20 protein-coding genes and 1 tRNA gene are annotated in these 26590 nt (G+C 62.8%); 10 read left to right on the forward strand and 11 right to left on the reverse strand.

Annotated features, from left to right (window positions below; genetic code table 11):
• Positions 1-257 precede the first annotated feature (257 nt).
• Positions 258-1235 carry an RluA family pseudouridine synthase gene (locus ACZ1JX_RS00730; RefSeq protein ID WP_465124926.1) on the forward strand — a complete coding sequence of 326 codons (978 nt, stop codon included), beginning with the start codon at positions 258-260 and terminating at the stop codon, positions 1233-1235.
• 113 nt (positions 1236-1348) lie between these two features.
• Positions 1349-2248: an RNA polymerase sigma factor RpoH gene (rpoH, locus tag ACZ1JX_RS00735; protein WP_465124927.1), complete on the forward strand. Its 900-nt coding sequence runs from the start codon at positions 1349-1351 to the stop codon at positions 2246-2248.
• Between the two features lie 60 nt (positions 2249-2308).
• On the opposite strand, the gene ACZ1JX_RS00740 is transcribed toward rpoH, so the two are convergent.
• Together ACZ1JX_RS00740 and ACZ1JX_RS00745 are read right to left on the reverse strand one after the other, a co-directional pair.
• Positions 2309-2680 carry a hypothetical protein gene (locus ACZ1JX_RS00740; protein WP_465124928.1) on the reverse strand — a complete coding sequence of 124 codons (372 nt, stop codon included), beginning with the start codon at positions 2678-2680 and terminating at the stop codon, positions 2309-2311.
• A 14-nt stretch (positions 2681-2694) separates the two neighbouring features.
• Positions 2695-5589 (reverse strand): Dyp-type peroxidase, encoded by a 2895-nt coding sequence (locus ACZ1JX_RS00745; RefSeq protein ID WP_465124929.1) that lies wholly within the window; start codon positions 5587-5589, stop codon positions 2695-2697.
• 50 nt (positions 5590-5639) lie between these two features.
• On the opposite strand from ACZ1JX_RS00745, the gene istA reads away from it, so the two are divergent.
• Together istA and istB are read left to right on the forward strand one after the other, a co-directional pair.
• Positions 5640-7166: an IS21 family transposase gene (gene istA / locus ACZ1JX_RS00750; protein ID WP_277788710.1), complete on the forward strand. Its 1527-nt coding sequence runs from the start codon at positions 5640-5642 to the stop codon at positions 7164-7166.
• The gene (gene istB / locus ACZ1JX_RS00755) at positions 7156-7935 is read left to right on the forward strand and encodes an IS21-like element helper ATPase IstB (RefSeq protein WP_086740912.1); all 780 of its coding nucleotides are present in this window, start codon (positions 7156-7158) and stop codon (positions 7933-7935) included. The genes istA and istB overlap by 11 nt, the downstream gene beginning before the upstream one ends.
• On the opposite strand, the gene ACZ1JX_RS00760 is transcribed toward istB, so the two are convergent.
• Together ACZ1JX_RS00760 and peaA are read right to left on the reverse strand one after the other, a co-directional pair.
• Complete coding sequence (locus ACZ1JX_RS00760) at positions 7924-8541, reverse strand: hypothetical protein (protein ID WP_465124930.1); 618 nt, start codon at positions 8539-8541, stop codon at positions 7924-7926. The two genes, istB and ACZ1JX_RS00760, sit on opposite strands and share 12 nt — an antisense overlap.
• Positions 8538-10334, reverse strand: coding sequence for a quinohemoprotein amine dehydrogenase subunit alpha (gene peaA / locus ACZ1JX_RS00765; RefSeq protein ID WP_465124931.1), 1797 nt, complete (start codon positions 10332-10334; stop codon positions 8538-8540). The genes ACZ1JX_RS00760 and peaA overlap by 4 nt, the downstream gene beginning before the upstream one ends.
• 295 nt (positions 10335-10629) lie before the next feature.
• Between peaA and ACZ1JX_RS00770 the strand changes: the two genes are divergently transcribed.
• Positions 10630-10703: transfer RNA gene (locus ACZ1JX_RS00770), tRNA-Gly, on the forward strand.
• A 218-nt stretch (positions 10704-10921) separates the two neighbouring features.
• On the opposite strand, the gene ACZ1JX_RS00775 is transcribed toward ACZ1JX_RS00770, so the two are convergent.
• Complete coding sequence (locus ACZ1JX_RS00775) at positions 10922-11959, reverse strand: LacI family DNA-binding transcriptional regulator (protein ID WP_465124932.1); 1038 nt, start codon at positions 11957-11959, stop codon at positions 10922-10924.
• A gap of 285 nt (positions 11960-12244) precedes the next feature.
• On the opposite strand from ACZ1JX_RS00775, the gene ACZ1JX_RS00780 reads away from it, so the two are divergent.
• The gene (locus ACZ1JX_RS00780; RefSeq protein WP_465124933.1) at positions 12245-14455 is read left to right on the forward strand and encodes a beta-glucosidase; all 2211 of its coding nucleotides are present in this window, start codon (positions 12245-12247) and stop codon (positions 14453-14455) included.
• 4 nt (positions 14456-14459) lie between these two features.
• On the forward strand, positions 14460-15983 hold the full coding sequence (locus ACZ1JX_RS00785) for a carboxylesterase/lipase family protein (protein WP_465124935.1): 1524 nt from the start codon (positions 14460-14462) through the stop codon (positions 15981-15983).
• A 46-nt stretch (positions 15984-16029) separates the two neighbouring features.
• Here ACZ1JX_RS00785 and ACZ1JX_RS00790 read toward each other — a convergent pair whose 3' ends face one another.
• Positions 16030-16998, reverse strand: a complete 969-nt coding sequence (locus tag ACZ1JX_RS00790; RefSeq protein ID WP_465124936.1) for a sugar phosphate isomerase/epimerase family protein — start codon at positions 16996-16998, stop codon at positions 16030-16032.
• Positions 16995-18200 carry an MFS transporter gene (locus ACZ1JX_RS00795; protein ID WP_465124938.1) on the reverse strand — a complete coding sequence of 402 codons (1206 nt, stop codon included), beginning with the start codon at positions 18198-18200 and terminating at the stop codon, positions 16995-16997. The genes ACZ1JX_RS00790 and ACZ1JX_RS00795 overlap by 4 nt, the downstream gene beginning before the upstream one ends.
• Positions 18201-18303: 103 nt before the next feature.
• On the opposite strand from ACZ1JX_RS00795, the gene ACZ1JX_RS00800 reads away from it, so the two are divergent.
• Positions 18304-18846 carry a gluconate 2-dehydrogenase subunit 3 family protein gene (locus ACZ1JX_RS00800; protein WP_465124939.1) on the forward strand — a complete coding sequence of 181 codons (543 nt, stop codon included), beginning with the start codon at positions 18304-18306 and terminating at the stop codon, positions 18844-18846.
• Positions 18847-18859: 13 nt separating this feature from the next.
• Entirely contained in the window at positions 18860-20551 is a 1692-nt protein-coding gene (locus tag ACZ1JX_RS00805) for a GMC oxidoreductase (protein WP_465124940.1), read from the forward strand.
• Between the two features lie 51 nt (positions 20552-20602).
• On the opposite strand, the gene ACZ1JX_RS00810 is transcribed toward ACZ1JX_RS00805, so the two are convergent.
• From ACZ1JX_RS00810 to ACZ1JX_RS00825, 4 genes are read right to left on the reverse strand one after another with little or no spacing between them, the layout of a single operon-like run.
• The gene (locus tag ACZ1JX_RS00810; RefSeq protein ID WP_465124941.1) at positions 20603-22501 is read right to left on the reverse strand and encodes an outer membrane protein assembly factor BamB family protein; all 1899 of its coding nucleotides are present in this window, start codon (positions 22499-22501) and stop codon (positions 20603-20605) included.
• A 17-nt stretch (positions 22502-22518) separates the two neighbouring features.
• On the reverse strand, positions 22519-22815 hold the full coding sequence (locus ACZ1JX_RS00815) for a putative quinol monooxygenase (protein WP_465124942.1): 297 nt from the start codon (positions 22813-22815) through the stop codon (positions 22519-22521).
• 2 nt (positions 22816-22817) lie between these two features.
• A complete protein-coding gene (locus tag ACZ1JX_RS00820) occupies positions 22818-23120 on the reverse strand; it encodes a putative quinol monooxygenase (RefSeq protein WP_465124943.1) in 303 nt (100 codons plus the stop codon).
• Positions 23121-23153: 33 nt separating this feature from the next.
• Complete coding sequence (locus tag ACZ1JX_RS00825; protein WP_465124944.1) at positions 23154-23807, reverse strand: nuclear transport factor 2 family protein; 654 nt, start codon at positions 23805-23807, stop codon at positions 23154-23156.
• A 200-nt stretch (positions 23808-24007) separates the two neighbouring features.
• On the opposite strand from ACZ1JX_RS00825, the gene ACZ1JX_RS00830 reads away from it, so the two are divergent.
• A complete protein-coding gene (locus ACZ1JX_RS00830; RefSeq protein WP_465124945.1) occupies positions 24008-26518 on the forward strand; it encodes a TonB-dependent receptor in 2511 nt (836 codons plus the stop codon).
• Positions 26519-26590 lie beyond the last annotated feature (72 nt).

Raw genomic sequence — 26590 nt, forward strand, 5'->3', positions numbered from 1 at the left:
ACGACAATGCAGGGCGCAGCACGGGCTGGCCAATTTCATGCATGCCCGCGAGATTAGCCTGCTTCTGCTGCTTGGCAACGAGGCGATTTGCGCCAATATGGTTATAAATTCCATCTCGAAAGCTGCCCAGCGTGGACACATCGTTTGCTTGCGTCCATCGCTAAGCTCGATCTCCCAGAAACTGGTGCCCTTGGCCTTCTGATGCTTGCCAATCCGATACCTTGCACCCCACCTCCACCCTCCCCATATCTCCGGAAATGGGGGCCGCCGATACAATCATTTCCGGAACCGTCTCGGCTGGTGGGCAGCGGCTGGACAAGGCGCTTGCCGATGCCTCGGGGCTTTCGCGGGAGCGGGTCAAGGCGTTGCTGGCTGAGGGGCGGATCAGTCTCTCCGGCAAGGTTGTGTCGCAGGCTTCTGTGAAGGTGGCCGAGGGCGCCACCTTTGAAATCCGCGTGCCCGAAGCTGCGCCTGCCGAAGCCATTGCGCAGGATATTCCGCTTGCCGTCGTCTTTGAGGACGATGCGCTGATCGTGGTGGACAAGCCGGCGGGGCTGGTGGTCCATCCGGCGGCGGGGAATCTGGACGGGACGCTGGTCAACGCGCTGCTGCACCATTGCCGGGGGCAGCTTTCGGGCATTGGCGGGGTGGCGCGGCCAGGGATCGTGCATCGGATCGACAAGGATACGTCAGGGCTGCTCGTCGTCGCCAAGACCGATGTGGCGCATGAGGGGCTGGCCAAGCAGTTTGCCGATCATTCGATCGTGCGCGCCTATAAATGCGTGACGGCGGGGTTGCCGGTGCCGCCCTCCGGCACGGTGCGCGGGGCGATTGCGCGGTCCAGCCATGATCGCAAGAAGATGGCTCTGGTGGAGGATGGTAGGGGCAAGCATGCGGTGACGCATTACCGGACGCTGGCGGCGCTCGAAGGGGCGGCGCTGGTCGAGTGTCGGCTCGAGACCGGGAGAACCCACCAGGTGCGCGTTCACCTTGCGTCAATCGGCCATCCGCTATTGGGCGATCCTGTATATGGACGTACACCATCGCGGCTTCGGCCCATCCTTCTCAGGCTCGGCTTCGCGCGGCAGGCACTGCACGCGGCGGAACTGGGGTTCATTCACCCCGTTACCGGTGCAGCCCACCATTTCGCCAGCCCGACGCCCGTCGACATGCGGGAACTCATCGTCGATCTCTGCGCTGAAGGGCAGGATGCAAGCGTAATGCGTTTGGTGTAGTGAAGGACTTTGGAGTCGTCCGGTAAAGAGGCTCCGCTTGAAGTGGTCCCGCCGCCGGCCGCCCATCAGGGGGCCGTCATCTGGGAACCGACGAAACGAAAGGACGTGTTCAGGTGAGTGAGGAACGCAAAGCTGTGTCAGTACCTGCCCTTGGCGGGGAAGCCAGCCTCAACCGCTATCTCTCGGAAATCCGCAAGTTCCCCGTGCTGACGGCTGAGCAGGAATACATGCTCGCCAAGCGTTTTCAGGAACACCAGGACCCAGAAGCCGCCGCCCAGCTGGTGACGAGCCACCTGCGTCTCGTGGCGAAGATCGCCATGGGCTATCGCGGCTATGGCCTGCCGGTCAGCGAGCTGATCTCCGAAGGCAACATCGGGTTGATGCAGGGCGTGAAGAAGTTCGAGCCCGACCGGGGCTTCCGTCTGGCCACTTACGCGATGTGGTGGATCAAGGCTTCGATGCAGGAGTTCATCCTGCGTTCGTGGAGCCTGGTGAAGATGGGCACCACGGCGGCGCAGAAGAAGCTGTTCTTCAACCTTCGCCGGATGAAGAAGAACCTTGAAGCGTTCGAGGATTCGGATCTTCATCCCGATGACGTGAAGAAGATCGCAACCGACTTGGGCGTGCCAGAGCAGGAAGTGGTCAACATGAACCGGCGCATGATGATGGGCGGCGATGCCTCGCTCAACGTCTCGATGCGCGAGGACGGTGAAGGCTCATGGCAGGACTGGCTGACCGACGATCGCCCGCTGCAGGACGAGACCGTCGCCGATGCCGAAGAGGCGAGCTATCGCCACCAGCTGCTGGTCGAGGCGATGGACAGCCTCAACGAGCGTGAGCGCCACATCCTGACGGACCGCCGCCTGATCGACGAGCCCAAGACGCTGGAAGAGCTTTCGCAGGTTTACAATGTGAGCCGCGAGCGTGTTCGCCAGATCGAGGTGCGCGCGTTCGAGAAGCTGCAGAAGGCGATCCAGCGGATCGCGGTGGAGCGCAAGCTGCTGCCGGCCTGAGCTGGATTTGGTGAATGATACGAAGCGGCCGGGTGGTGAGCCCGGCCGTTTTTGTTTGTGCTATGGCTGTCGGGGTTCAACGTGTTCGAGCCAGTAAACGCCGCCGCCTGCGATCCCGACCATGCCGGCCCTGAGCATGACCTGCGTGACGAGTGTCAAGGCGGTAGCATGATTGAGCGCTGGCAAGAGGATCAGCAGAACGCCGAGAACGACAGCGGCGAGCAGAAGCCAGAGCCATGACTGCATTGGTCTGCGCGTTTGCGTGGCGATGTAATAGCCTGCGGCGCTGACCAGCGCGTTGGTCAAATACGACATGGCCAACTGTAGGTTGCTCCAGCCATCGTTGGAAAGCGCAGAGAAGATCATCGGCAACATCGCGATAAACACGAGAAGGCGTGCCTTGCCGCGTGTATCGTCTGCAGCCTTGGTCATTCTATCCTCACTCATCACGACATGTGCAACCGGTCCGTATCCAGCGCCGCGCCCGCCAGGAACCACAGGGCGTGGCGGCCGGGGAGGAAGAAGTAGCCGCCGCCGCGCAGGGTGACGTAGCGCTGGACGGGGCACAGCTCCAGCGGCGCGTTGCGGCCGAGGATGGTGAAGCGCTGGTCGGCAGTCTCGGTCGGCCCCTTGTGCATGGCGAAGGGATCGGGTTCGCATTCCAGGCCGTGGAACGTGGGCGAGGCGAGCCAGGTCTGCTGGACGAATTCGAACTGGCGTTCGAGATCGGCGTTGAAGGCCATGAACAGCGTGCCGCGCGCGGTATCGCCGTCTTGGTCGAGGTAGGGGCGGCCGCGGCGGAGGAGGCGGTGGCGGTTGCTGACCGAGAGTTCGACCGGCTCGGTGGGCGCAAGGCTGTCGCGCGGGAAGGTGCGGCGGACGTGGGCACCGAAGGGGCAGCGCAGGCCTTGCGGATCGGCGTCCTTGTAGAGGAAATCATTCTTCCGCATCGCGTCGGTGCCGGGCTTCATCGCGGGGTGGAAGGGGTTGTCGATCAGCGCCGAGCCATCGCGCCAGCGGCCGAGCATCTTGGCGGCGATCCATTCGCGGGTGCGGTGGATGTTGCCGTTGTGCGGGTTGATCACGTCGGGCTGCTTGCAGATCTCATGCGCCTTTTCGTCTAGCTGCTTGCGAAAGCCGTCGACGTCCTGCGCCAGTTGGCGGATCACGAGGTAGCTGCCGTTGCGCCCGAAATCGCGCGCGCGGGCGCCCTGATCGGCGAAGTCGGGGTACTGGGTCGGCTGGTCGGGTGGTGGCGAGGGCAACAGGACTTCGGGCAACATGCCAAGATCCCGCATCGGGCGCTCTACCAGCGGCGAGGGCGGGTAGTAGCCCCGGTTGTCGGTATAGCCGAGGATGAATTCGCCGGGCTCGACGCCGTGGACCGGATCGGGCGCGCCGTGGCGGCCGGGGAAGCCGCGCACGAGGGGCTGTGAGACGCCATCGACGAAGCCGAAGGGCTCTTCGGAAAGGTCGTCGTTGCTCGGCTTGGCGTGGACGAATTCCGCGCCTTCGGCGGGCCTGGAAACACTGTCGTCGCCGGTGTTCCATGCTTCCTTGAAGCGTTCGAGATCGAAGGCCTTGAGGCCGGTGCGGATCGAGGCCTTCTCGGTGATGCCGATGCTTGCAGCCGCGGCGACGATCTGCGCGAACTTGTCGGCAGAAGCCTCGTCCTGCGCATAGAGCAGGAGGACGACGTGCGTCTCGTGATCGCACCACTCCAGTTCTTCGGGATCGCCCAGCGCGCGCTTGCGGCTGGCGTGGGCCATGCCGAGCGAGAAAGCGGGCGGGAAGCCCTGTTCGGTGCCGGGACCTTCAAGCGCGAGTTCCTTGTCCAGCCCGAGCAGGCGCAGCCCTTCTGCAGAGAAGGCGATGTTGCAGACAAAGTCCTGCGGCGGCTTGTCGCCGAAGGAGACGAGGTCATCGGCGATGAGGCCGGCCAGCCACTTCTGCACGTGGGCGTAAGGATGGGCGCTGCCTTCGCGTTTCGGTTCGCCAAAGTTGAGCGCGACAACGCGGCTGTGCGGGTGGCGCTTGAGCCCGCCGAACATCAGCGTCTGGATTTCCTCGTACTGCAGCCCGTAATCGGGACGGGGGATAGAGCCGAACAGGTCGAGCCAGGCTTCGGCGTCGGACGGGTTGGCTTCGAGGCGTTCCTTGCACAGCAACCCGCTGACGATCAGCGCGTGCTTGCGCATGGCGGTCGTCGAAAGATCGGGATGTGCGGCGAACCAGAACGGCGTGGGGCGCATCGAGCAGCGGGCGAAGCGCTTCATCCGGTCGCCATCCTCGGCGCCCTTGAAGAACAGCAGGCGCGTGGCGGGGAAGCCCTCGGCATTGCTCCAGACGGCGGTGACGCCTTCGGAAGCCTTGGTGATGAAATCCTCGAGATAGCTTTCCCAGCTACCGTCGTAGTTCGAGAAGAACACCAGCTGGCGGGTGCCGGGAAGGACCACCCAGCGGGCGGCATGGATCGTGCCGATGGTGGCAAGGAAGCCTTTCCGCATCACGCCGATCTTCGCCATGATCGCGACCGCCGTGAAGGCGAGCGGCAGGGTCCATTTGCGCACCCACGCCTTGCGCAGGGTGGTGACGCTGATCATGTGGTTGGGGATGACGCCGGGCGCATTCTCGTTGGCCATCATTGCGCCGAGCGCGGCGGCGGATGGCGTGCGGTCGACCGGCGTGTTGGCGAGTTCGTCGCGGCGCAGGAACCAGGCCACGACGGCAACGATCGCAAGAGCGATGACGATTGCGGGCAGGATTGCGCCTTTGATAAGGGCGAAACCGCTTGCGCCGCCTGCGCAACCGAGCAGGAGCGCAAGTCCGTAGCCGATCGCCAGCAGCGGCAGAATCAGCCCCTTGGCGCTTGCGAGGCCCTTGCCGACCCAACCCAGCGTCCAGCGCGAGCGTGCGAAATCGAGCCAGGGTGCATCGTGGCGTTCGCAGAAGGCGAGCTTTGGCGGCTTGCGGTCTTCCAGGCTGGCAAGGTCGTCCTTCAGTTCGGTTGCGACAACGCGGAACAGGCTCTGCGGCCCATGGAGCGAGGAACGGGCCCGTTCGCGCGCGATTATCTTGCGTGCCTTGGCGACGATCGCGCGGTTCTCGTCGATCGTGCGGACGCCAAGACCAGGCAGGCCTACGAAGGGCAGGCCGGTCAGGCGGCGGTCCAGCCATGGCACACGGAACACTGCAGGGTTGATGCCATAGGCGTGTTGGCGCAGCAGCGGCAGGACTTCGCCGACCGCGCTGATGCCGCTGGTCAGCTTTAGGACCGGGTGTAGATTTCCGCTGAGAAGTGACCCGGTAAGGGCATAAATTTCCATTGAGAATTGACCCATGTTTGAACCCGCCCCTGGCTGACCAGTCAGGGGTATCGGGAGTGATCGACATGGATTTATTGAGTGTAATTCGCCGGTGGCGCCTTCGTGATAAGATCCCGCTTCGTGAGATTGAGCGGCGCACCGGTTTGTCGCGCAACACGATCCGCAAGTATCTGCGCGCGGATACGGTGGTGCCGCAGTTCAAGGTACCTGACCGGTCGAGCAAGCTGGACCCGTTTGCTGAGAAGCTGACGGGTTGGTTACAAATCGAGGCTGGCAAATCGCGCAAGCAGAAGCGCACGGCGAAGCAGATGCATGCTGATCTGGCCGTATTGGGCTACGAAGGGTCCTATAATCGTGTCGCTGCCTATGTGCGGGATTGGAAGGCAGGCCGTCTCTTGGCACAGCAGGCCAGTGGCCGCGGAACATACGTGCCTTTGGTTTTCCAGCCAGGTGAGGCGTTCCAGTTCGACTGGAGCGAAGATTGGGCAATTCTTGGTGGCGAGCGTGTCAAGCTGCAGGCGGCCCATACCAAACTATCACACAGCAAGGCGTTCATCGTGCGGGCCTATCCGTTACAGACGCATGAGATGCTGTTTGATGCACTGACGCAGGCATTCCGCGTGCTGGGTGGTGTGCCGCAGCGCGGGATCTTCGATAACATGCGAACTGCGGTCGATAAGATCGGCAAGGGCAAAGCCCGACAGGTCAACGCGCGCTTCACCGCAATGGCCAGCCACTACTTGTTCGAGCCTGCATTCTGCAATCCGGCCTCGGGGTGGGAGAAGGGCCAAGTCGAGAAGAACGTGCAAGATGCACGGCGGCGGCTGTGGCAGAAGTTGCCGAGCTTCCCGGATATCCATGCGCTCAATGCCTGGCTCGAGGAACAATGCATCGCGCAATGGGGTGAGATCCAACATGGCAACTTGCCCGGCACCGTAGCCGATGTACACGCCGCTGAGGTTGGTAGTCTGATGCCGCTGGGGCGGACCTTCGATGGTTTTGTCGAACACACCAAGCGGGTGTCCCCGATCTGCCTCATCAGCTTTGAACGCAATCGGTACAGCGTCCCGGCATCCTTTGCCAACCGCCCGGTCAGCATCAGGATCTACCCCGAGCGGATCGTGGTGGCGGCCGAGGGGCAGATCCTTTGCGAACATGCCAGAATCATTGACCGATCCCACCACACTGGCGGGCGGACAATTTATGACTGGCGGCATTATCTGGCAGTAGTCCAGCGCAAGCCGGGAGCACTGCGCAATGGCGCGCCATTCTTGCAGCTCCCAGAGGCCTTCAAGCAGCTGCAAAGCCAGCTCCTACGTCGTCCCGGCGGAGACAAGGAGATGGCGGAGATATTGGCGTTGGTGCTGCAACATGACGAACAGGCAGTGCTTTGCGCTGTCGAACTGGCGCTGGATGCGGGCGTCGCCACCAAGACCCACGTCCTCAATATCCTGCACCGCCTGATCGATGGTAAGGCTCCACCGGCAGCGCCGATTGACGCACCGCAGGCTTTGCGCCTTGCGCAAGAGCCGTTGGCCAATGTCGGACGTTATGATGCCCTGCGTGAGGGAGGGCTGCGTCATGCGTCATGACCCCGCCAGTGCCGCCGTTGTCGTCATGCTCAAGGCGCTGAAGTTGTATGGCATGGCCCAAGCAGTGGGGGACCTTATCGAGCAAGGCGCCCCAGCCTTCAGTGCCGCAGTGCCGATGGTCTCCCAGTTGCTCAAAGCCGAGATGGCCGAACGTGAGGTCCGCTCGATTGCTTATCAGATCAAGGCCGCCCGGTTCCCAGCTTACAAAGACCTGGCCGGGTTCGACTTCGCATCCAGCGAGGCCAACGAGGCCCTGGTTCGGCAACTCCATGGTGGCGAGTTCATCGACGGCGCTGACAACGTAGTACTGATTGGCGGGCCCGGAACCGGCAAATCGCACATCGCCACTGCGCTGGGAGTTCAAGCCGTCGAACATCACCGCAGAAAAGTGCGCTTCTTTGCCACGGTCGATCTGGTCAATGCGCTCGAACAGGAAAAAGCAGCCAACAAGGCGGGGCAGATTGCCGAACGTCTGCTCAAGCTCGATCTCATCATCCTTGATGAACTGGGCTATCTGCCGTTCAGCCCATCAGGCGGAGCTTTGCTGTTCCACCTGCTCAGCAAATTGTACGAACGCACCAGCGTCGTGATCACCACTAACCTCAGCTTCAGCGAATGGGCCGAGGTATTCAGCGATGCCAAGATGACCACAGCCCTGCTGGATCGGCTAACCCATCATTGCCACATCATCGAAACTGGCAATGACAGCTTCCGGTTCAGGGCCAGCTCTGCCTCACCAAAACCACGAAAGGAAAAATCACCAGCTTGACCCAAAACCCGCTCTGCGGGACATACCATCACCCGGGTCAATTCTCGATGGAAATACCGGGTCACTTCTCAGCGGAAATCTACACATCAGCGTTTCACCGCCGAAGAACGTGATGTGCGGAACCTCGCGGTCACCCGAACTTTTGAGCAGGAAATCGACCGAGGTCTTGGCCGTCTCCAGCGTCATGTACTTGGGCTTGCCCGCAGGCGTGGCGATCTTGTCTGCGCCGAATTCGTAGCAATAGGTGCAGGCCAGGTTGCACTGGTTGGTGACGTTGAGCACCAGTGCTTGCAGCGGATAGTCCTCTGGCGGAGCAGGCGGGGCCAGCGGCGCTTCACGGATCTCGTCCGAAACGATGCCGCGCACGGCGCGCAACTCGCGGATCAGATCTTCGGCATCGGCGCGCGAATAGCCTTTCTCGACCAGCGCGGCGACCATCTCGCCATAGGCCATCTGCCGTTCGCCAAGCACGGCCATGACGCTGGCCGCGCCTTCATCGAGCGCGAAGATCGCGCCTGCCGAGGCGAGATAGACGAAGCCCGCGCCGTCTGCCTCGAACAGGTGAATGTCACCGCGGCGATACTTGGGTGCGAGGACTGTGGTCACTTGGCCACCTCCGGCTGATCCCAGCGCTTGTAGGCAGGCACCGACACGACCATGAAGGACTTGGCCTTGAGCGGCTTGCCCAGAGCGTCCTTCTCGGTCTTTGCCGTGGCGACGACCCAGACTTCGCCGTAGTTGTTGCGGCCCCACTTGCGCGCCGGGTTGGGTCCGTCGATAGCGGGCGTGAACAGCGCGGTCGGGCTGAGCTTGCCGACATAGTTGACGTCATCGTCGTAATAGACGGTCGGCATTTCCTCCATCGCCCAGGTCACGTCGATGGGGCCAAGCGCCACGTCGTCGGCGGTGTAAGGCTTGCCATCGAGACCGGCGTCGAAGCCGACCGCATCGAACTGCTGGTAACCGGCTGCATGCTTCTCGCTGCCGCCAAGGCGGGCCAGCGCAGTGTCGGGCACGACCTTGAGGTAATCGACCTTCTTGTAGACCGGCAGGAGCGAAGCGACGACCGAGTCTCCGACCGCTACGTCATGCGCGCCAACCGTCGCATCTGCGGCGACATCGACGGTGAGCACTGCTTCGGTCGGGCTGACCGAGACGACCTTGCTGACGACCACGCCCTTGCCCAGATCAAGGTCAGAGGCCTTGAGATCTGCCGGGAAGGCATCACCCAGCAGCTTGAGCGTCGCGCCCTTCGATCCGGCCTTGAGCGCATAGGGCCAGGTGGCGACGACGGTGGGTGAAGCCGAGGCTCGGGTCAGCTTCACGTTGAAGCCGAACTCCTTGTAGTCGCCCCAGAACCAGCGGCCTTCGGCCGACTTGCGATCGGGTGCGAACCACATCGCTTCGCGGGTTTCGTGATCCTCGGGCGCATCGGCGCGCTTGCCTTCGGGGCCGCTCGCCGAGGTTCCGCGCCAGGAGTAGCCGGTATAGACCAGACCCTTGCCCTTGCGGACGAGGGTGGAGCCATCGGCCATGGACTTGAGCGTGATCGCGGTGGTGTAGTCGTCCTCACCCGCAGCGGGCGTGACGATCATCTCGCCGACGTAGAGGCCCTTGCCGGGAAGCATGGCATTGACCAGCCACTTGCCGCCGAGCTTGGCAGACTGCTGGCGCGCCTGCCACTTGGTCCATTCGGGCGTGGCGAGCGGGGCGGTCTTGTTCATGTAGTCGAGCGCGACTTCAACCGGCAGGGGCTTGGGCGCGCCATTGGCGGGCGTGGGCTGCGTCGGGTCGTCAACTGCGCGGCGATACTGCGCGTCGGCCTGTGAATACATCGCGACGTGGAGGTTGCGCAGCAGGCTCCATTCGGCCTTCGAACGCCGCCACGACAGCGGCTGGGCAAAGGCGTGGCACGAGGCGCAGGACTGGCGGATCGTCTCGTTGGGGATGTTCGTCTCGTTCACCATGCGGTGTTCGGGCAGATACATCACCGGCTTTGCCTCTTCGGGCGAAAGGCCGTGCGTGGCCGAGAGCGCGCGGATCACCGCCTTGGCCTCGACCGGCGTGATCGACAGGCCGTTGAGCGAGGACATGCGGTGGATCACCTGCGCCCAGCCTTCGGGCGTGGTGCGGACGTAAGAGATGCGCGAGAGGTTCCCCTTCGCATCTGCGGTATGACAGGTGCCGCACTTGGCGATGACCGTGGCGTCGGTGACGGGGATGCCTGCTTCGGTCTCGACCGGGTTTGAGGGATCGCGTGGCGGCTCCTTGGCGGCCTGTGCCAGAACAATCCCTGCAGGTAGCGCAGTGAGCGCAAGGAACTGGACGAGTCGGCTGCGCGACAGGCTACTGGCCCGGTTTGCGCTGGATCGGCGGGTAACGGTCTCGGCCACGCTCATGGTCGCAATTTCCCCCTGGAAGCTGGGCCGCACCGGCATGAGTCGATGTGGCTTCGAGGGAAGACTGGACAGATGTCAAAAGTTGGTCAACGCCTTTGTTCGCACTTGCGGGAAAAGGGTTTGACGTGCTGCTGGCGGTCCTGAGCCGACCAAGTGGGGAGACAGGATCAGGCTGCAACCGGCCGCAAGCAATACGCAGATCGCGCAAGCACGGGCCAAGACCCGGTTGACCCGCCCGCGCCCCTGTGGCAATCGCCCGCCACGCTCAGGGTCGCGCCATGTCGCGCCTGCATGGGCGGGTGTAGCTCAATGGTAGAGCAGCAGCTTCCCAAGCTGAATACGAGGGTTCGATTCCCTTCACCCGCTCCAGTTTCTACTATCACCAGATCGCAAATTTCGGGTTTGCAGCTTGCCTTCGGGGAACCCTCGAGTTCTTTGTAGGTTCTCCGCGGCAAGCCGCTTCGAGCGTGGTTCGATTCCCGTCACCGCTCCATTTTCCTGTCCGCGAATGCTTTCAAGCCGTCCGGTTAGGCAGGGCGCGCGATGTTGGGCGCGTCAGGGCAGTGCCTTGCAGACATGGTCCGGCTTCAGCGTGGTGCCTCTGCCACGGAGTCACGCTCTACCAGCCTGAAGGGCAAGGTAATGAGCTTTTTCCTGTCACGCTCGCGGTCAAGGATCAGCTGCGCTGCGGCGTAGCCCATCTCCTCGATGGGCTGGTAGATTGTGGTCAGGTAAGGCCAGACCGAGCGTGCGACCCAGCTGTCGTCGAAGCCGCAGACAGAGACGTCGCGTGGCACAGCAAGGCCGCTTCGTGAACAGGCAACCATCAGCCCCGCTGCACAGTCGTCATTTGTGGCAAAGATTGCCGTCGGGCGCGGATTGGCCTTGAGCAGTTCCGTGCCGGCCTCGATCCCACCTTCGAATTCAAAGCGGCCGTTGGCTTCGACTACCGGATCCGTTGCGCCCAGTTCCTCAAGTGCCTGCAGGAAACCCTTGCGCCTGAAGTGCGAGGCACCGTGAGATTCCGGCCCGGTCACCAGTCCGAAACGGCGATGCCCGAGAGACCAGAAGTGTCTGGCCACAACGCCCGCGGCGGCGAAGTCGTCCATGACGACGCCAGGGGCTCGATTCGGGTCTATGTCGGGCGCGATGCGCACGTAATCGACACCTTCGCGATCAAAGAAATCGAGCACGATATGGTTGTCGGTCAACGGGGGGGTCAGTACGAAGCCGTCGCAGCGACTGTTGCGCAGGATCGCGGCGAGAGAGGCTTCCAGCCCGGCCTTGGGCTGTGTCGAATCGATCTGGTCGATCCGCAAGTGATACTGGCCTTCGCTGCAGGCGCGGTAGACGCCGGTCTGCACCTTCATCGTGTAGTTCGGGCTGGGATTGTCGATCAGCAGGCCAATGATGAACGTGCGCGACCCGGCGAGCGAGCGGGCCGCCATGTCCGGGACGTAATCAAGCGCCGCGATGGCGGCATCGACTTTTGTCCGCAGCTTCTGGGATACGTGAGGCTCGCGATTGATGACGCGCGATACGCTCTTGAGGGATACTCCGGCCAGGCGCGCCACGTCTTCCATTGTCGCGTGAGCGCCGCTGCGCCGTTTCGATGTGTTGTCCATATTCCTTATATGAACGTTTCCACGGCAGGTTGCCAACACCCTCTTCAAACATGAGGGCGCGATCTTGACAGCGTTATCAATCGGGCGCAGAAACTCGTTGGAAGCGCAAGGAAATCATGACGCACCAGTGGGCGACAAGAGGTTGACGGCTGAAACGCGCTTCGCGCCACCAAGCAATTTCAAGCACGTCCGCGATGCGTCCTTCCCATGGGACCAGCAAGTGGATGCGAACCTTGGCTTGCCTTCGAGAGACCCGTAGCAATCTGATTTCAGGATAGAAATGTAATGAAAGTTCGCAGCAGACTGGCCTTGGGCGTGGCTGGGTTGATGGCTTTGTCCTTCGGGAGCGCTCAAGCCGAGCAGGCACCTGCGATCGATCTTGCGAAGAGCGTTGCTCGCGCAGACGCTGTGGCAAAGCAGATGTCCGGGGATGAAAAGACCGTGCTCACACACGGCATCATGCCACTGCCGTTCTTGCCCGGCATTGTCCTGCCCGAAGGATCGGTCCCCGGCGCGGGGTTTATTCCGGGCATCCCCCGCCTTGGCATTCCCGCATTGACCGAGACAGATGCCTCGCTTGGGGTCAGTTGGGTCGGCGGCCTGCGCAAGGATGGCGCGACGGCGCTGCCGTCGGGCCTCGCGCAAGCTGCATCGTGGAGTCCTGACGTACTTTATCGTGGTGGCGCGATGATCGGATCCGAAGCGCGGGCCAAGGGCTTCAATGTGCTCCTGGCAGGCGGCGTCAATCTCATGCGCGATCCCCGCAATGGCCGCACTTTCGAATACCTTGCCGAAGATCCTCTCCTTTCTGGCGAACTTGTCGCGGCGGCCATCCGGGGTGTCCAGTCGAACGGCATCATTTCCACGATCAAGCATTTCGCGCTCAACGGCCAGGAGACTGGTCGCAAGTATGTCGACGTGAAGATTGCCGAAGGTGCCGCGCGAGAGAGCGATCTGCTCGCTTTCCAGATCGGCATCGAAAAGGGACAGCCCGGATCGGTGATGTGCGCCTATAACCGGGTGCACGGCGAACAGGCCTGCGCCAGCGACTGGCTGCTCAACAAGGTGCTCAAGCAGTCGTGGGGTTACAAAGGCTTCGTCATGTCCGACTGGGGCGCTGTCCCGGGTGTGGAAGCGGCACTTGGCGGGCTGGACCAGCAGTCCGGCGAGCAATTGGACAAGGCCGTGTTCTTCGGAGATGTGCTCAAGGCCAAGGCTGCGTCAGACCCCGCTTACGCCGCGCGCCTCCACGACATGAACCGGCGCGTGCTGACCGCGATCTATGCGGCGGGGCTGGACAGGAACCCCACCAAGCCCGGGGGCAAGATCGACTTTGCCGCCAACGCGCTCATTGCCGAGGAAACGGCCAAGCAGGGCATCGTGCTGTTGAAGAACAACGGCGTGCTGCCGCTTGCCAAGTCAGCCAAGTCGATTGCGGTGATTGGCGGCTACGCCGACAGCGGCGTGCTTGCAGGATCGGGCTCGAGCCTCGTGCACGACGAGAAGGGGCCTGCGGCGACGCGGTCGCTCGGCGGTGACAGTCCGTTCTCTGCGCTCATGCAGCAGAGCTATCACCGGTCGGCTCCGCTTGCGGCCATCAAGGCCGCAGCTCCCGGGGCTGCCGTGACTTTCCGCGACGGTCGCTACATCGCCGATGCGGTGGAGAAGGCCAAGCAAGCCGAAGTGGCGATTGTCTTTGCCACGGAATGGCGGAGCGAAGGGCTCGACCAGCCTGACCTGTCTCTACCGGACGGGCAGGATGCGCTTATTGCGGCCGTTGCTGCTGCAAACCCCAATACGATCGTCGTGCTCGAAACCGGTGGCCCCGTGGCGATGCCCTGGCTGGACAAGGTCGCAGGCGTAGTCGAGGCCTGGTACGCGGGTGCACGTGGCGGTCCGGCTATCGCGTCGGTTCTGTTTGGCGATACCAATCCTGGCGGTCGTTTGCCGGTGACGTTTCCCGCCAGCCTTGGCCAGCTGCCTCGTCCGATGCTCGACGGCGCTGACTGGGTCGAGCCGAACTTCTCGGGAGATGCCGAGCCTGGCAAGGACCAGTTGCATTCGGACTATGACATCGAAGGTTCGGACGTCGGTTACCGCTGGTTTGCGCGGAAAGGGCACAAGGCGCTGTTTCCGTTCGGGTATGGCCTGAGCTACACGAGCTTTTCGGCAGGCGACCTGAAGGTTTCAGGCCTCAGCGCGAGCTTCACCATAACGAACACGGGCAAGGTCAAGGGCGACGATGTGGGCCAGCTCTATCTCGTGAGCCGGGCGGGAGAAGGCAGGCAGCGGCTCGTCGGGTTCAAGCGCGTGACGCTGGAACCGGGCGCATCGCAGAAGGTGACGGTGACCATCGATCCACGCCTTCTGGCGGACTGGAAAGATGGCGGCTGGAAGATGCCGGCAGGCGAATATGGCTTTGCCCTTGGCAGGAATGCGGAAGATCTTGGTCCTTTGATCAAGGTGAAGATGCCGCAAAAGACCTGGAAGGATTGATCAGATGAAAAAGCTGGCATGGCTGGTTGCAGCAGGTATAGCGCTGTTGCCGACACTCTCGGAGGCCCAGACGGTACAGACCACTGCAGGCAACGTGAAGGGGAGCACGGCGGGCACGGTGTCCAGCTTCCTGGGCATTCCTTATGCTGCGCCGCCGGTAGGTGAAAACCGCTGGCGCGCACCACAGCCGGTGGCCGCCTGGAGTGACCTGCGGGACGCGACGGCCTATGCGCCGGACTGTGCACAGGCTCCTTTTCCGCCCGATGCGGCGCCGATCCGCACGAAACCTTCCGAAGATTGCCTCTATCTCAACGTCTGGAAACCGGCGACGGCAAAGGCAGGTGCTGCGCTACCGGTGATGGTCTTTGTTCATGGTGGCGGCTTCGTGAACGGTGGATCATCGCCCGCCATCTACTCCGGCGAGAATTTTGCCCGCGACGGCGTGGTCTTCGTCAGCATCAACTATCGCCTTGGACGCTTCGGCTTCTTTGCCCATCCGGGGCTGGCCGCCGAGGGCTTTGGTGGCAACTTCGGCTATCTTGACCAGATCGCGGCGCTGCAGTGGGTGAAGGCCAACATTGCCAAGTTCGGCGGCGATCCGGGCAATGTCACAGTCTTTGGCGAAAGCGCAGGAGGCATGTCGATGCACATGCTGCTGCAATCGCCCATGGCGCGAGGCCTGTTTCACAAGGTCATCATCGAAAGCGGCGGCGGTCGCGAACGCGCGCTGCCAATGCCGACGATCGCACAGTCGGCGGCTGCTGGTGTTGCCTTTGCGCCCGGCCTCGATGCTGCTGCCCTGCGTGCGCTTCCGGCAGAGAAGGTCACAGGTGACCTTTCGATGATGACCATGGACAAGCCGGGCTATGCCGGACCGATGGTCGATGGCCGGACGATCCTTGGCTCTGGCGTCGATGGTGCTGCTGCCGGGATCTACGCACAGGTTCCGGTCATGGTCGGTGCCAATTCGGCCGATGGCTTTCCCCGCTCGACGGACAAGGACGTCATATTCGGGGCTTTTGGCCCGAACGAAAAGGAGGCACGCGCCTTGCACGATCCTGACGGCAAGGCCGGGGGGCTCGCGGTGGGCGTATCGACGTCGGCCGATGCCATGTTCATTGAGCCGGCGCGCGCAGTGGCGAGGGCGCTTGCTCCGCGACAGCCGACCTATCTCTTCCGCTTCGGCTACGCCCGACCCGAGTTCGCGGCGATGGGGGGCGCGCCGCATGCCAGCGAGCTTCCCTATGTCTTCGATACGGTGGACGTTCGCGGAAATGCGGGCGGAATGATCAAGGACCCGCGCCCGCTGCCGGACGAGATCAAGGTGGCGAAGCTGACGCATCGGTACTGGGTGTCATTCGCCCGTACCGGCCGTCCGGACGGAGAGATCGGCGTGCCCGCGTGGCCTGCGGCTACGGCGGATGACAGCAAGGTCCAGCTGATCGATGGAAGCGGCGCGGCGAATGTGTCCGATCCGCTCAAGGCGCGCCTCGACTTTGCGGAACGGCTGGCGACTGCAAAGCGCTGATAGTTGCCCCTCGCGCCTCCTGACTGAGGGCGAGGGGCAAATCCGGTCAGGCGATAACCTTGCTCAGGAATCCGTGCGAGATCGCGACGGCTGCCAGCCGATCGCGTTCGAAGGGCGGCTCCTGTTCGACGAAGTAGTGTGAAACGCCCGCAGCCTGTGCTGCTGGCAGGATACGCGACCATTGCATACGGCCTGAGCCGACCTCGGTTGGCACCTGCTGCATGATGAAGTTGGTCTTGGTCGTGGCCTTCACGTCCTTGATATGGACCGCCGCAACGCGCCCCTTGAGCCGTCCCAGTTCGGCCACCGGATTGCGCCCTGCCGCCGAGACCCAGCCCAGATCGAGCTCGAAATTGACCAGCCCCGGATCGACTTCGCGCAGTAGGATATCCCAGCCCGTCTGGTCTCCGGCAAGCGGTTGGAATTCCATGTTGTGGTTGTGATAGCCGAGCCGGATGCCGAAGGGGCGCAGGGCTGCGGCCCGTTCGTTCAGGATCTGCGCCGTGCGCTTCCAGTGATCGGGACCGGCAGCAAGCAGCGCGTCACCAATGGCCTTCTGCGCGTTGCCACCGGCGGGAACCGAAAAGCCCTCGGGCAAGGGACAGAGCGGCAGAAAGGCCTGATAGATTCCGAGCGTGTTGAGCGCATCGGCGAGTTCCTGGGGCGCTGTCAGCAGATTGATCGAACCGCCGTTGAACGGTCCCGGCATGTTCAGGTGAATAGAGCTGAAGCGGACACCCGCCTTGTCCCCGGCGGCCCTAAGATCTTTCGGCGTCCGGTTGTAGAAGTTGGGCAGCTCGATCTCGGTAAAGCCTATCCGCGCCACGCTGGCCAGCGTACCTTCGAGATCCTTCACGGGCAGATCGCCAAGCGTATAAAGCTGCAGCCCGATCGGCTTGCCGATGCGCTTGAAGAAGGGCTTGCCCCGGCCGGCAAGAGCCGATGAAGGCAGCGCGGCGGATAGCCCTGCAGCACCAAGCGCGCCGAGGATCGAACGACGGTCAGCAAGCATCATGCAGTCTCCACTTTGTGGTCAGGGCCGTGGGTTGCAGGCCGGAAGGCCAGCAGCAGGATCAGCGCGCCAAGGGTCGCGAGACCGGCCGGAACCAGAAACACCTTCGAATAGTCGGTCACGCCATTTGCGTCGGTCAGGCGGGCCACCAGGGCCGGGAAGACGAAGCTTGCTACGACGTTGCCTGCCCCGAGGATCAGCAGGTTGAAAAGGCCTTGCGCGCTCGAGCGCACATCCGAAGGAAATGCCTCGTCGACGAAGATGTACACGGTCGCGAAGAAGAAGGCGTAGCAGATGCCGTGCAGCAGCTGCACCGCGATGATCGCAGGCACCGAATCCGCGAGAAACGCAAAGGCAAGGAAGCGGGCTGCGTGGCCCATGATTCCCACGATCATCGTCTTGCGCCAGCCCAGCTTGGCAAGAACGCGCCCCAGCACCAGCATGGTGAGGATCTCGGCCACCTGCCCGAGGCTGAGCACCAGCATCGACAGGTTGCCGGCAATGCCCACGCGCTTGGTCAGGTATGCGTCCGACAGGACGAAGTAACCGTTGTGGACGATGGAATCGATGAACGTCACAGCAAACAGCACGGCGATCACCGGCGTTCTCAGTAGCCGGATGGCGCGCCGCCATGCGAGCTTGTCAACGCTCTCGCTCGTACGGGGCGGGGTGTGCGGCAATGTGAGCGAGAATACCGCCATCGCGAAGGAAATCGCGGCCGCCACGAAGAAAATGGAGCGGACTTCGTGGGCATCGGCCTGTGCGCCGAGCAGGAAGACGAAGGGCCAACTGGCAATGATCCAGCCGACTGTTCCGCCTGAGCGAACAGCCCCGAAATCGCTGGGCCGTTCGAGATTGGCAAAGGCCATCGTGTTCGAAACCGAAAGCGTCGGCACATAGACCAGGCTGTAGATCATGTAGCAGATGAAGAATGGTACGAACGTGGTGCTGAGCGCGACCCCGATCAGGGCCAGCCCACCTATCGCGTGACTGCCTGCAAGGAAGCGCTCTGCCGCAAACGTGCGATCGGCGAACTGGTTCGAGAAGAAGATGCCGACGATGGAGGCAATGCCCCAGCATGTGCCGACGAGGCCCTGTTGTGCAGCGTCGAACCCCAGCATCGCCATGTAGGGGAAAAGCTTGGGCGCCCAGGCTCCCCAGATGGCGATCTGCAGCGCCATCATCACGAACAGACGCAGCCTCAATGATAGCGTTGACAATCTGTGATTCCCCGTCCCATATCTATTTTGACAACGTTGCCAAATTTTCAGGACAACACAACACCTGATCGCGGTGGGAGAGATATCGATGCAAGCTTCAGCGTTGAATCGCCGTGAAACCATGCGCGGTCTGGCCGCACTTCTGGGCGTTTCCGCCCTGCCGGCCGACGTCTTGGCCAAAGCTGCGAAGGCTGCAGGGGCAGGGCTGCCTGCGTCGACCCAGTCACTTCTGACCGCCTATGCCGATACCCTGATGCCGCGCACGGATACGCCCGGTGCCGTGGATGCCGGCGTGCCCAGACTTTTCTCGGCGCTGCTTGCCGATTGGGCATCGCCCCGGACGCGTGCGAGCCTGCTGGAAGCCTTGCAGAAGGTCGACGTGTCCGCAGGGGCAGGAGGCTTTGCTGCAAAGCCCGCCGGTCGACGCAAGGCAATTCTGGCAGCGCATGATCAGGCGAACTTTGCCGATCCCGGTTATCGTCGTCTGCGAGAACTGGTGCTGGTCCTCTACTATTCGAGCGAACCGGGCGCGACCGTGGAATTGCGCTACGAACACGCGCCGGGCGCTTTCGAACCGTCGATTCCCATCACCGCACAGACCCGCGCCTGGGCTGGCGCTGGATACATTTGAGGGGGACGGGTCGATGTTTGACGCCATTGTAGTCGGATCAGGGATGAGCGGCGGCATCGCTGCCAAGGAGCTTTGCGAGCGCGGATTGAAGACATTGGTGATCGAGCGCGGTCGCAAGCTTGAGCATGGTGCGTCTTACACCGACTGGATGCAGCCGTGGGAAGTGCCCAATGGAGGCGGCATTCCCGAGGAGGAACTCGCTCGCGATTATCCGATTCAGCGGCAGTGCTATGCCGTGTCCACGGCTACGCAGCAGTATTGGGTGAAGGACAGCGAGCACCCCTACGAGACGCCGGAGGGCAAGCCGTTCTCATGGATCAGGGGCTACCACCTTGGTGGCCGCTCGATCATGTGGGGCCGCCAGACCTATCGCATGTCGGAAATGGATTTTCAGGCCAACGCGCTTGACGGCCACGGCTCGGATTGGCCGATCCGCTATGCCGATCTGGCGCCATGGTACGATCATGTCGAACGTTTCATCGGCGTTTCGGGCTCGCGGGAAGGGCTCGATCAGTTGCCCGATGGCGAATTTCTCCCGGCCATGCCGATGAATGATGCCGAGAAGATGTTCAAAGCAAAGGTCGAGCAGGCCTTCCCGGACCGCAAGGTCATCATCGGCCGCTGTGCCCACCTGACCGAGACGCGCCCGCACCACGAAGAGCTGGGGCGCAATCCATGCCAGTACCGTTCGCTGTGCGAACGCGGCTGCTCTTATGGCGCCTATCATTCCAGCCTGTCGTCTTCGCTTCCAGCTGCCGAGCGTACCGGAAACCTGACCATCGTCACCGATGCGATCGTCCATTCCGTGGTTACCGATCCCAAGACCGGCAAAGCTACCGGCGTGCGGGTCATCGATCAGAACACCCGCGAAGGCCGCACATATGAAGCACGCATCGTGTTCCTGTGTGCATCGACGATCGGAACCGCGCAGATCCTGCTCAATTCGCGTTCGGACAAGAACCCCAAAGGTCTCGCCAACTCGTCGGACATGGTCGGTCGCAATCTGATGGACCACATCTATGGTGTAGGCGTGTCCGGCAGTGTGCAGGCGCCTGACACCTATTACCGCGGCCGCCGCCCGAACGGCTTGTACATTCCGCGTTTTCACAACCTTCCCGGCAAGCAGGGCGAAGTCGATTTCATTCGCGGCTTCGGGTATCAGGGCGGCCTGCAGCGCGTGAACTGGCGACAGATGGCGACGTCACAGCCCGGCATCGGGGCGGAGCTGAAAGCACGGGTGCGCAAGCCTGGCCCGTGGATGGCTTTCTTTGGCGGCTTCGGGGAAATGCTGCCCAATCCGGACAACCGGGTCACGCTCCACGCCAGCAAGGTTGACAAGTGGGGCATCCCGCTGGTCAATATCGACTGCACCCACGGAGAGAACGAGAAGAAGATCGTCTCGCGCATTCTCGTCGAGGGTAAGGCAATGCTCGAGGCTGCGGGGGCCACCAACATCCAGGTGCGAGACAAGATCAACCCGCCGGGCCTTGGCATTCATGAAATGGGCACCGCCTGCATGGGCAAGGACCCGCGCAATTCGGTCCTTAATGCCTACAATCAGGCGCATGACGTGCCCAACTTGTTCATAACCGATGGGGCGGCCATGGCGTCGAGCGGATGCCAGAACCCGTCGCTCACCTACATGGCCATCTCTGCGCGTGCGGCATACCATGCCAGTGAATTCATGAAGACTGGCACTATCTGATTGCGTGGTCGACCCTCGCGCTGGACGAAAGCCAGAGCGAGGGTTTGAGGTTCACTTGTCGGTTGAAAAGACCAGCAGGGCGTTGCCCGCCATGTGGCTGTACATGCCGTAGCCCGAGTTCACGATGACCTTGCCCTTCCACACCGCAGCGCCGGGGCCGCTCATGCTGCCGCCGGTGGTGGTGCGGCCGTCGATCGTGGTCACGGGCCTGGTCGTGTCGTATTGCCAGAGGATCTTCCCGGTCTGGCTGTCGTAGGCACGGAACATGCCGTCGAGGTGGCCGGCGAATATCGCGCCAGGGATGGCAGTCACGGCAGACGAAATGCCCGGATCGCAGAAGCGCTTGCCATTGCAGGCGTCGGGCGCGCGGGTGAACCATTTGACCTTGCCGGTGGCGGCATCGACCGCGTGCAGTCCCGCCCCGCGCAGCTTGGGGTCGTAGAAGCGGGCGTCGTAGGTGTCGGCCATGTCGTTGAGCGGGACGAAGGCTGTGCCACCTTCTGCTGCCATGCCGAAGTGTACGCCGCCTTGCGTGCCGCCGTGGCCGAGGCGCGTCTGCCAGGTGATCTTGCCGGTTGCGGGATCAAGGCCAGTGGCGATGCCCGATTTCTGGCCGATCACCAGCATCTGTCCGCCATTGCCGGTGGGCAGGAGCAGGGGAGAGGCGGCGACGTCATAATCAGGGCCGTTCTCGACCGGGCAGGATTCGTTGCCGACCATGCAGCCGACGTTCCATGCGTCCTTGGGCGTGAGCTGGGTGCGCCAGAGCAGCTTTCCCGTTTTCGCATCTACTGCGAAGACGGCGTCCGAGTTCTCGTCGGCGGGCGTGGAGTAGTTCTCGCCCGAGCCGAAAAACAGGCGCCCGGAGGCGGCGTCATAACTGGGGCTGCCCCAGACCGGCGCACCCGAAGGGCCGAGGATCGGCGTGCCGATCGCGGTCTTGCCCTGCGGGCGCGGTTCGCCTGCGGTCCAAGCGCGCCAGACTTCCTTGCCGGTGGCTGGATCGACCGCGACGACCGAGCCACGGAAGGTGCAGCAGGCGTACTTGGGATTGCCCGCCTGGACGACCTCGAGCGAGGAGACGGGAACATAGAGCAGTCCGCCGCCGAGCGTGGGCGAGCCAGTGATCGTGGCATCGGCATGGTCGCTCAGGCGTTCGGCCCAGAGTTCCTTGCCGGTCAACGCGTCGAGCGCGTGGACCTTGCCGAGAAGGTCGCCGAAATAGAGGCGATGGCTGGCAGCATCCGCGACGATGGCAGTGCGGACTTCGGCGCTGAGGCGGGTGGTCCAGCGGGTGCAACCGGTTTCCGGATCGAAGGCATAGACGGTGCCGTCCTGGCTGCCGACGAACAACGTGCCCAAAGCCAGCGTCGGCTGCGAGCGGGCGCGGTTGGAGGCGGGGTAGGCGAAGGCCCACTTGAGCTTCAGTTTCGGAATGCTGGCCATGGGGAGGCCTGCGACGTCAGCGGGTACGAAGCGGCGGTTGTCATGGCCCCAGCCTACCGGGGCAGGGGCATCGGCCATGTCCATGCGCGCGGTATCGCCGGTGCACTGCGCGGGCGGGGCGGGGCGCTTGTAGGCGGCGTAGGGAGTCCGGGTCAGGTATTCGGCGACCTGGATGCGCTCCTGCGCGGTGAGTGCGGCGCCTTGGGTGCGCATGACCCCGTCGGTCAGTGCCGAGACGATGGAATCGGGCGGGACCATCTCGAGGAAGGCCGGCGATGGTGCCTTGGGCACGCCGCCGAGATGGCACATTGCGCAGTGCTGTTCGAAGATGGGCCGCCCCGGCGCGGTGGCGGGATCGATGCGCGGCGTATCGTAGGACTGGAGATCCTCGTGCGACTTTATCCGCTGAGGCGTGGCGGCGTGGATCAGCGAAGCGCCCGCAAGGCCGCAGGCGGCAAGCAGGGGCAGCGAAGGAGCGAACAGGCGGCGCAGGAGCGTGGTCATGGCAGGGGTTCCCGGCGTCAATCGAGCGAGCGGTAGAAGGCGATGGTCATGTCCTCGGCAAGGCATTCGAGGATCGGCGGCACCAAGCGGTCGTGGAAGTCGATGTGCATGTGCTTCTCGAAGGCGGCATCGTCACGGAAGGTGGCGACGCATTCGAAAACGTCGGGATCGTCATCGGACTGGAACAACTCGTAGACGAGCGCATCAGGTTCCTGTTCGAAGACCAGCTTCTTGAGCTCGGTCTGGAGCGCGATCAATTCGGCCCGCTTTTCGGGACGCGTGCGCAAGCGCGCAATGAAGCTCTTCTTGGCCATTCTCATTCTCCCGATGGCGGCTGCAGATCGTAGAGCATCTCGCGGACGTAGTGCCCGTCCATGCAGGCGATCATCTGTTCTATCAGTGGCTTGTTGTGCGGGTATTCCATGTGCGCACGGTCAGCGTCCTCATCGACGAAGCTTTCGTAGACGGCGAACATGCCGGGTTCTGCCAAACGGTAGAACTTGTAGTCGAGCGTGCCGGGCTCGCTGGCCGAAAGCGCCTCCATCTGTCCAGCTAGCGCAATGAAGAGCGCTTCCTTGTCCGGCGCGATGCGGAAGCGCGAGAGAAAGCTGAATGCCATCAGTTGTGCCTCTTGTCCTTGGTGCGGCCGGCTTCAGGCGCGGCCCTGCGAGTGCTCGTAGGCGACCCAGTCCGGCAGGCTTTCGGGAAAGTCGGCGGGCAGGGGGTCGGCGTAGGCGTGGTTGCGGTTGCGAGTGCCCAGGATCCCGGGGTAGCTCTCGACCGGCACGTAATAGAGGAACGAGATCACGCGCTCGGCGAACTTCCATCCGCGCGGGGTCTGGCGATAGCGATCGGCATAGCGCAGGGCGGCGACCATCATCCGTCCGCCGCGCCAAAGTTCGGCATGGCCCGAGACGCGGCCTCGCGCAGTGGTGTCGCTTTCGAAATCGATCTGGATGTCGTGCATCACGTGGTGGCCGGGGCCGAGTACGGCGAAGCGGCCGTCAAACTGGCGCATGATCGCATCGACGCCGCTTGCGTTCATCACTCCATCGGCAGAGCGCAGCACGGCATCGTCGGCAAACAGGCTGCGGACAGCTTCGACGCGGCGGTCGTCGATGTCGAAGCTGTAGCGCGCGACCAACTGGCGGATCTGCGATTCGGCCTCGAGGCGCGCGATTCTTGATTCCAGATTCGCGCCGGACCCGTTTGCATCGGTTAGGGGGCTTGCGCCCTGTGCGGCCATCTCGAGTTCTCTCCCGCAGCCTGCCTCTGTCGTGCGGTGCTGCTGCATGTTCGCGGGCATGATACGCGGGAGCAATTCAAAAACAATCATGAATGTATGGTCGGTCAGGGTTTTCCGCAGTGGGCCGCGCCCGTTGTCGAAGAGCATGTGCGCCTGCCCGAAAGGCTCGATAAAAAAACATACATGTCTGCTTGCAAAAAGTCCGTTTAGCGGTAATCTCGCCGCAACCCGCAAGGATGGCGGGAAATGAGGAGAGACGGATGCTGAGCAGTTATCTGCGGCGATCGACCGCTGCGTGTGCCCTCGTGGCGTCGGCCCTGGCTTCAACACTTGTGTCGGCACCTGCGCTGGCAAATGCCGCGCCCGAAAGTGCTGCAGACGAGCCGCAGGGCGCCGCGCAGGACACTGCCCAGGTCGACCAGAGTGACCGGCTGAACGAGATTGTCGTGACCGCTCTGCGTCGTGACTCGAATCTACAGTCGACCCCGGTTGCGATTTCCGCCGTGGACAGCACGCTGATCCGTCAGGCGAGCCCGCGCGACCTTGGCGATCTTGCCGCTTTCGTGCCGAACTTCTCGGCCAATACGATCACCAACTTCAACGCCGCCTCCTTCGCGATGCGCGGCGTCGGCCAGACTTCGATCATCGTCTATTTTGAGCCTCCGGTCGCGGTGCTGGTCGACGACTTCGTGGTCTCCTCGGTCCAGACCCAGCTGCTCGATGTGTTCGACGTGGCGCAGGTCGAAGTGTTGCGCGGTCCGCAGGGGACGTTGTTCGGAAAGAACACCACCGGCGGCGCGGTCACCGTCCGCACTAAGCGACCCGAACTGCAGAGCTTTGGCGTCGATGCTCGCGCCGAGTACGGCAGCTTCAACACCGTGCGATTCCAGTCGGCGATGAACATGCCGATCGGCGACACCCTCGCGCTTCGCCTTGTCGGCGGTATCGAGAAGTCGGACGGGTTCTATCGCAATGGTGCCTGCTATGGCCCGGTAACCGGCTTTGCGCCCAACAAGTTCAACGGCCGCAGCGGATGCCTTGATGGCAAGCGTGCGGGCGGCAAGGATGTCTACAACCTGCGTGCCAAGCTGCTCTGGGAGCCGACCGATCGCATTTCGATCCTCGCCCAGTACGAGCGGCTGCGGGACCGTTCCGACACGGTGCCCTCCGTCAACGAGAACTATCTCTACACCGGCAACACGCCATTCCTGACCGACCTGCTCGGCACGATCCGCCAGAATCCGAACAGCAGCGATCCGCTCGACAATGCAGCGGTGACCTATCGCCAGGATGGGTTGATCAAGATGCGCGACGGGCAGCGCATCTCGGTTGACGGCTTCTACCTGAACGGTGACATCGACTTCGAATTCGGCAAGCTGACGTCGGTGACCGGCTGGCGCAAGCAGGCTTCGCGCATTCCGAACTCCTATGCCGGTGCAGCGCCGATTGCTGCTGACGGTCAACCGCTCTCGTTCTTCGATGCGACGCGTGATGACAACCGCAAGACCTTCCAGCAAGAACTGCGCTTCGCCACCGATCTAGGCGGGCCGTTCGATATGGTCATTGGTGGCTTCTATCAGCGCGAGACGGTCGATTTCTGCGTGGCACAGATCCTCGGCTTCCTCGACCTGGCCTCGGGCCCGCTGCCGTTCGGCAACTGGAACGACACGCCTTACATCCTGTGCAACGCGCAGAAGTCGCGGTCGAAGGCGGCATTTGCCGAAGGTACCTACAAGATCACTCCCGAAATCACCTTCACCGCAGGCGTGCGCCACACCTGGGAAGACAAGGACTGGTTCGGCCGTCAGCAGGTATTTGTACCGCAACTCGGCGGCGGCTTCGATCCATCGATCCAGATCGATGAAGCGCTCGATGCCAGCGTGTTCAAGTATCCGGCCGGCGTCGTCACGGTCAACGACCGTGCCCGCCGCGCAACCTGGCGCGCGAGCCTTGGCTGGCAGGCCACGCCTGACGTTTTTGCCTACGCCACGTATTCGCGCGGGTTCAAGGGCGGCGGCTTCAACGACCAGATCGGTGGTTTTGCAGCCTTCGGGACAGACCTCAACGCTTTCCGCACCGCTGCACGTGCAACCCGTCCGGAAACGGCCGACAGCTATGAAGCCGGTGTGAAGACCGAACTGTTCGACCGCCGCCTGCGTTTCAACCTCACCGGCTTCTACGTGAAGTACAAGGACCTGCAGAAGCAGCTCAACGTGCCGATCGTGGTCAACGGCAACCCGAACCAGGTGACGATCTTCGTCAACGCGGCGAGCGCGACGGTGAAGGGCCTCGAGGCCGAAGCGACGGCGCGTCTGTTCAAGGGCTTCCAGCTGCGCGGCGTGCTCGGCTATCAGGATGCGGCTTACGACAAGTACACCGCGCCCACCGCCGGGTACGATCTTGCGACTGCACCGCTTGACCGTGCGCCCAAGTGGCAATGGACGATCGACGGTACTTATGAGACACCGATTACCTCGAACTTCAAGTTCGTGGCCAACGCGTCGGCTGCCTATACCAGCCGCAACCTGAACACGCAGGCAATCGACGATCCGCTGGGGAACACGTTCCTCAATGCGCGTACCCTGGTCAACGCTTCACTCACCATCGCGCAGGCGGATGACAACTACTACTTCCGCGTGATCGGCCGGAACCTGACCGACGAGCGTTATCGCATCGCATCGCAGAACGTGGCTGGTCTCTGGCTCAACTCCAACTTTGGCGCGCCGCGCTACTACGGCATCGAGGTTGGCGTGAAGTTCCGCGGTATGTGATCCCGTTTCGGGAGGGACAAACCAATGCAGACGGTCGCGCTTCCGGGCGCGGCCGTTTCTGTCCGAGGAGCG

Source organism: Novosphingobium sp. BL-A-41-Hi4A-0G (assembly GCF_055521735.1).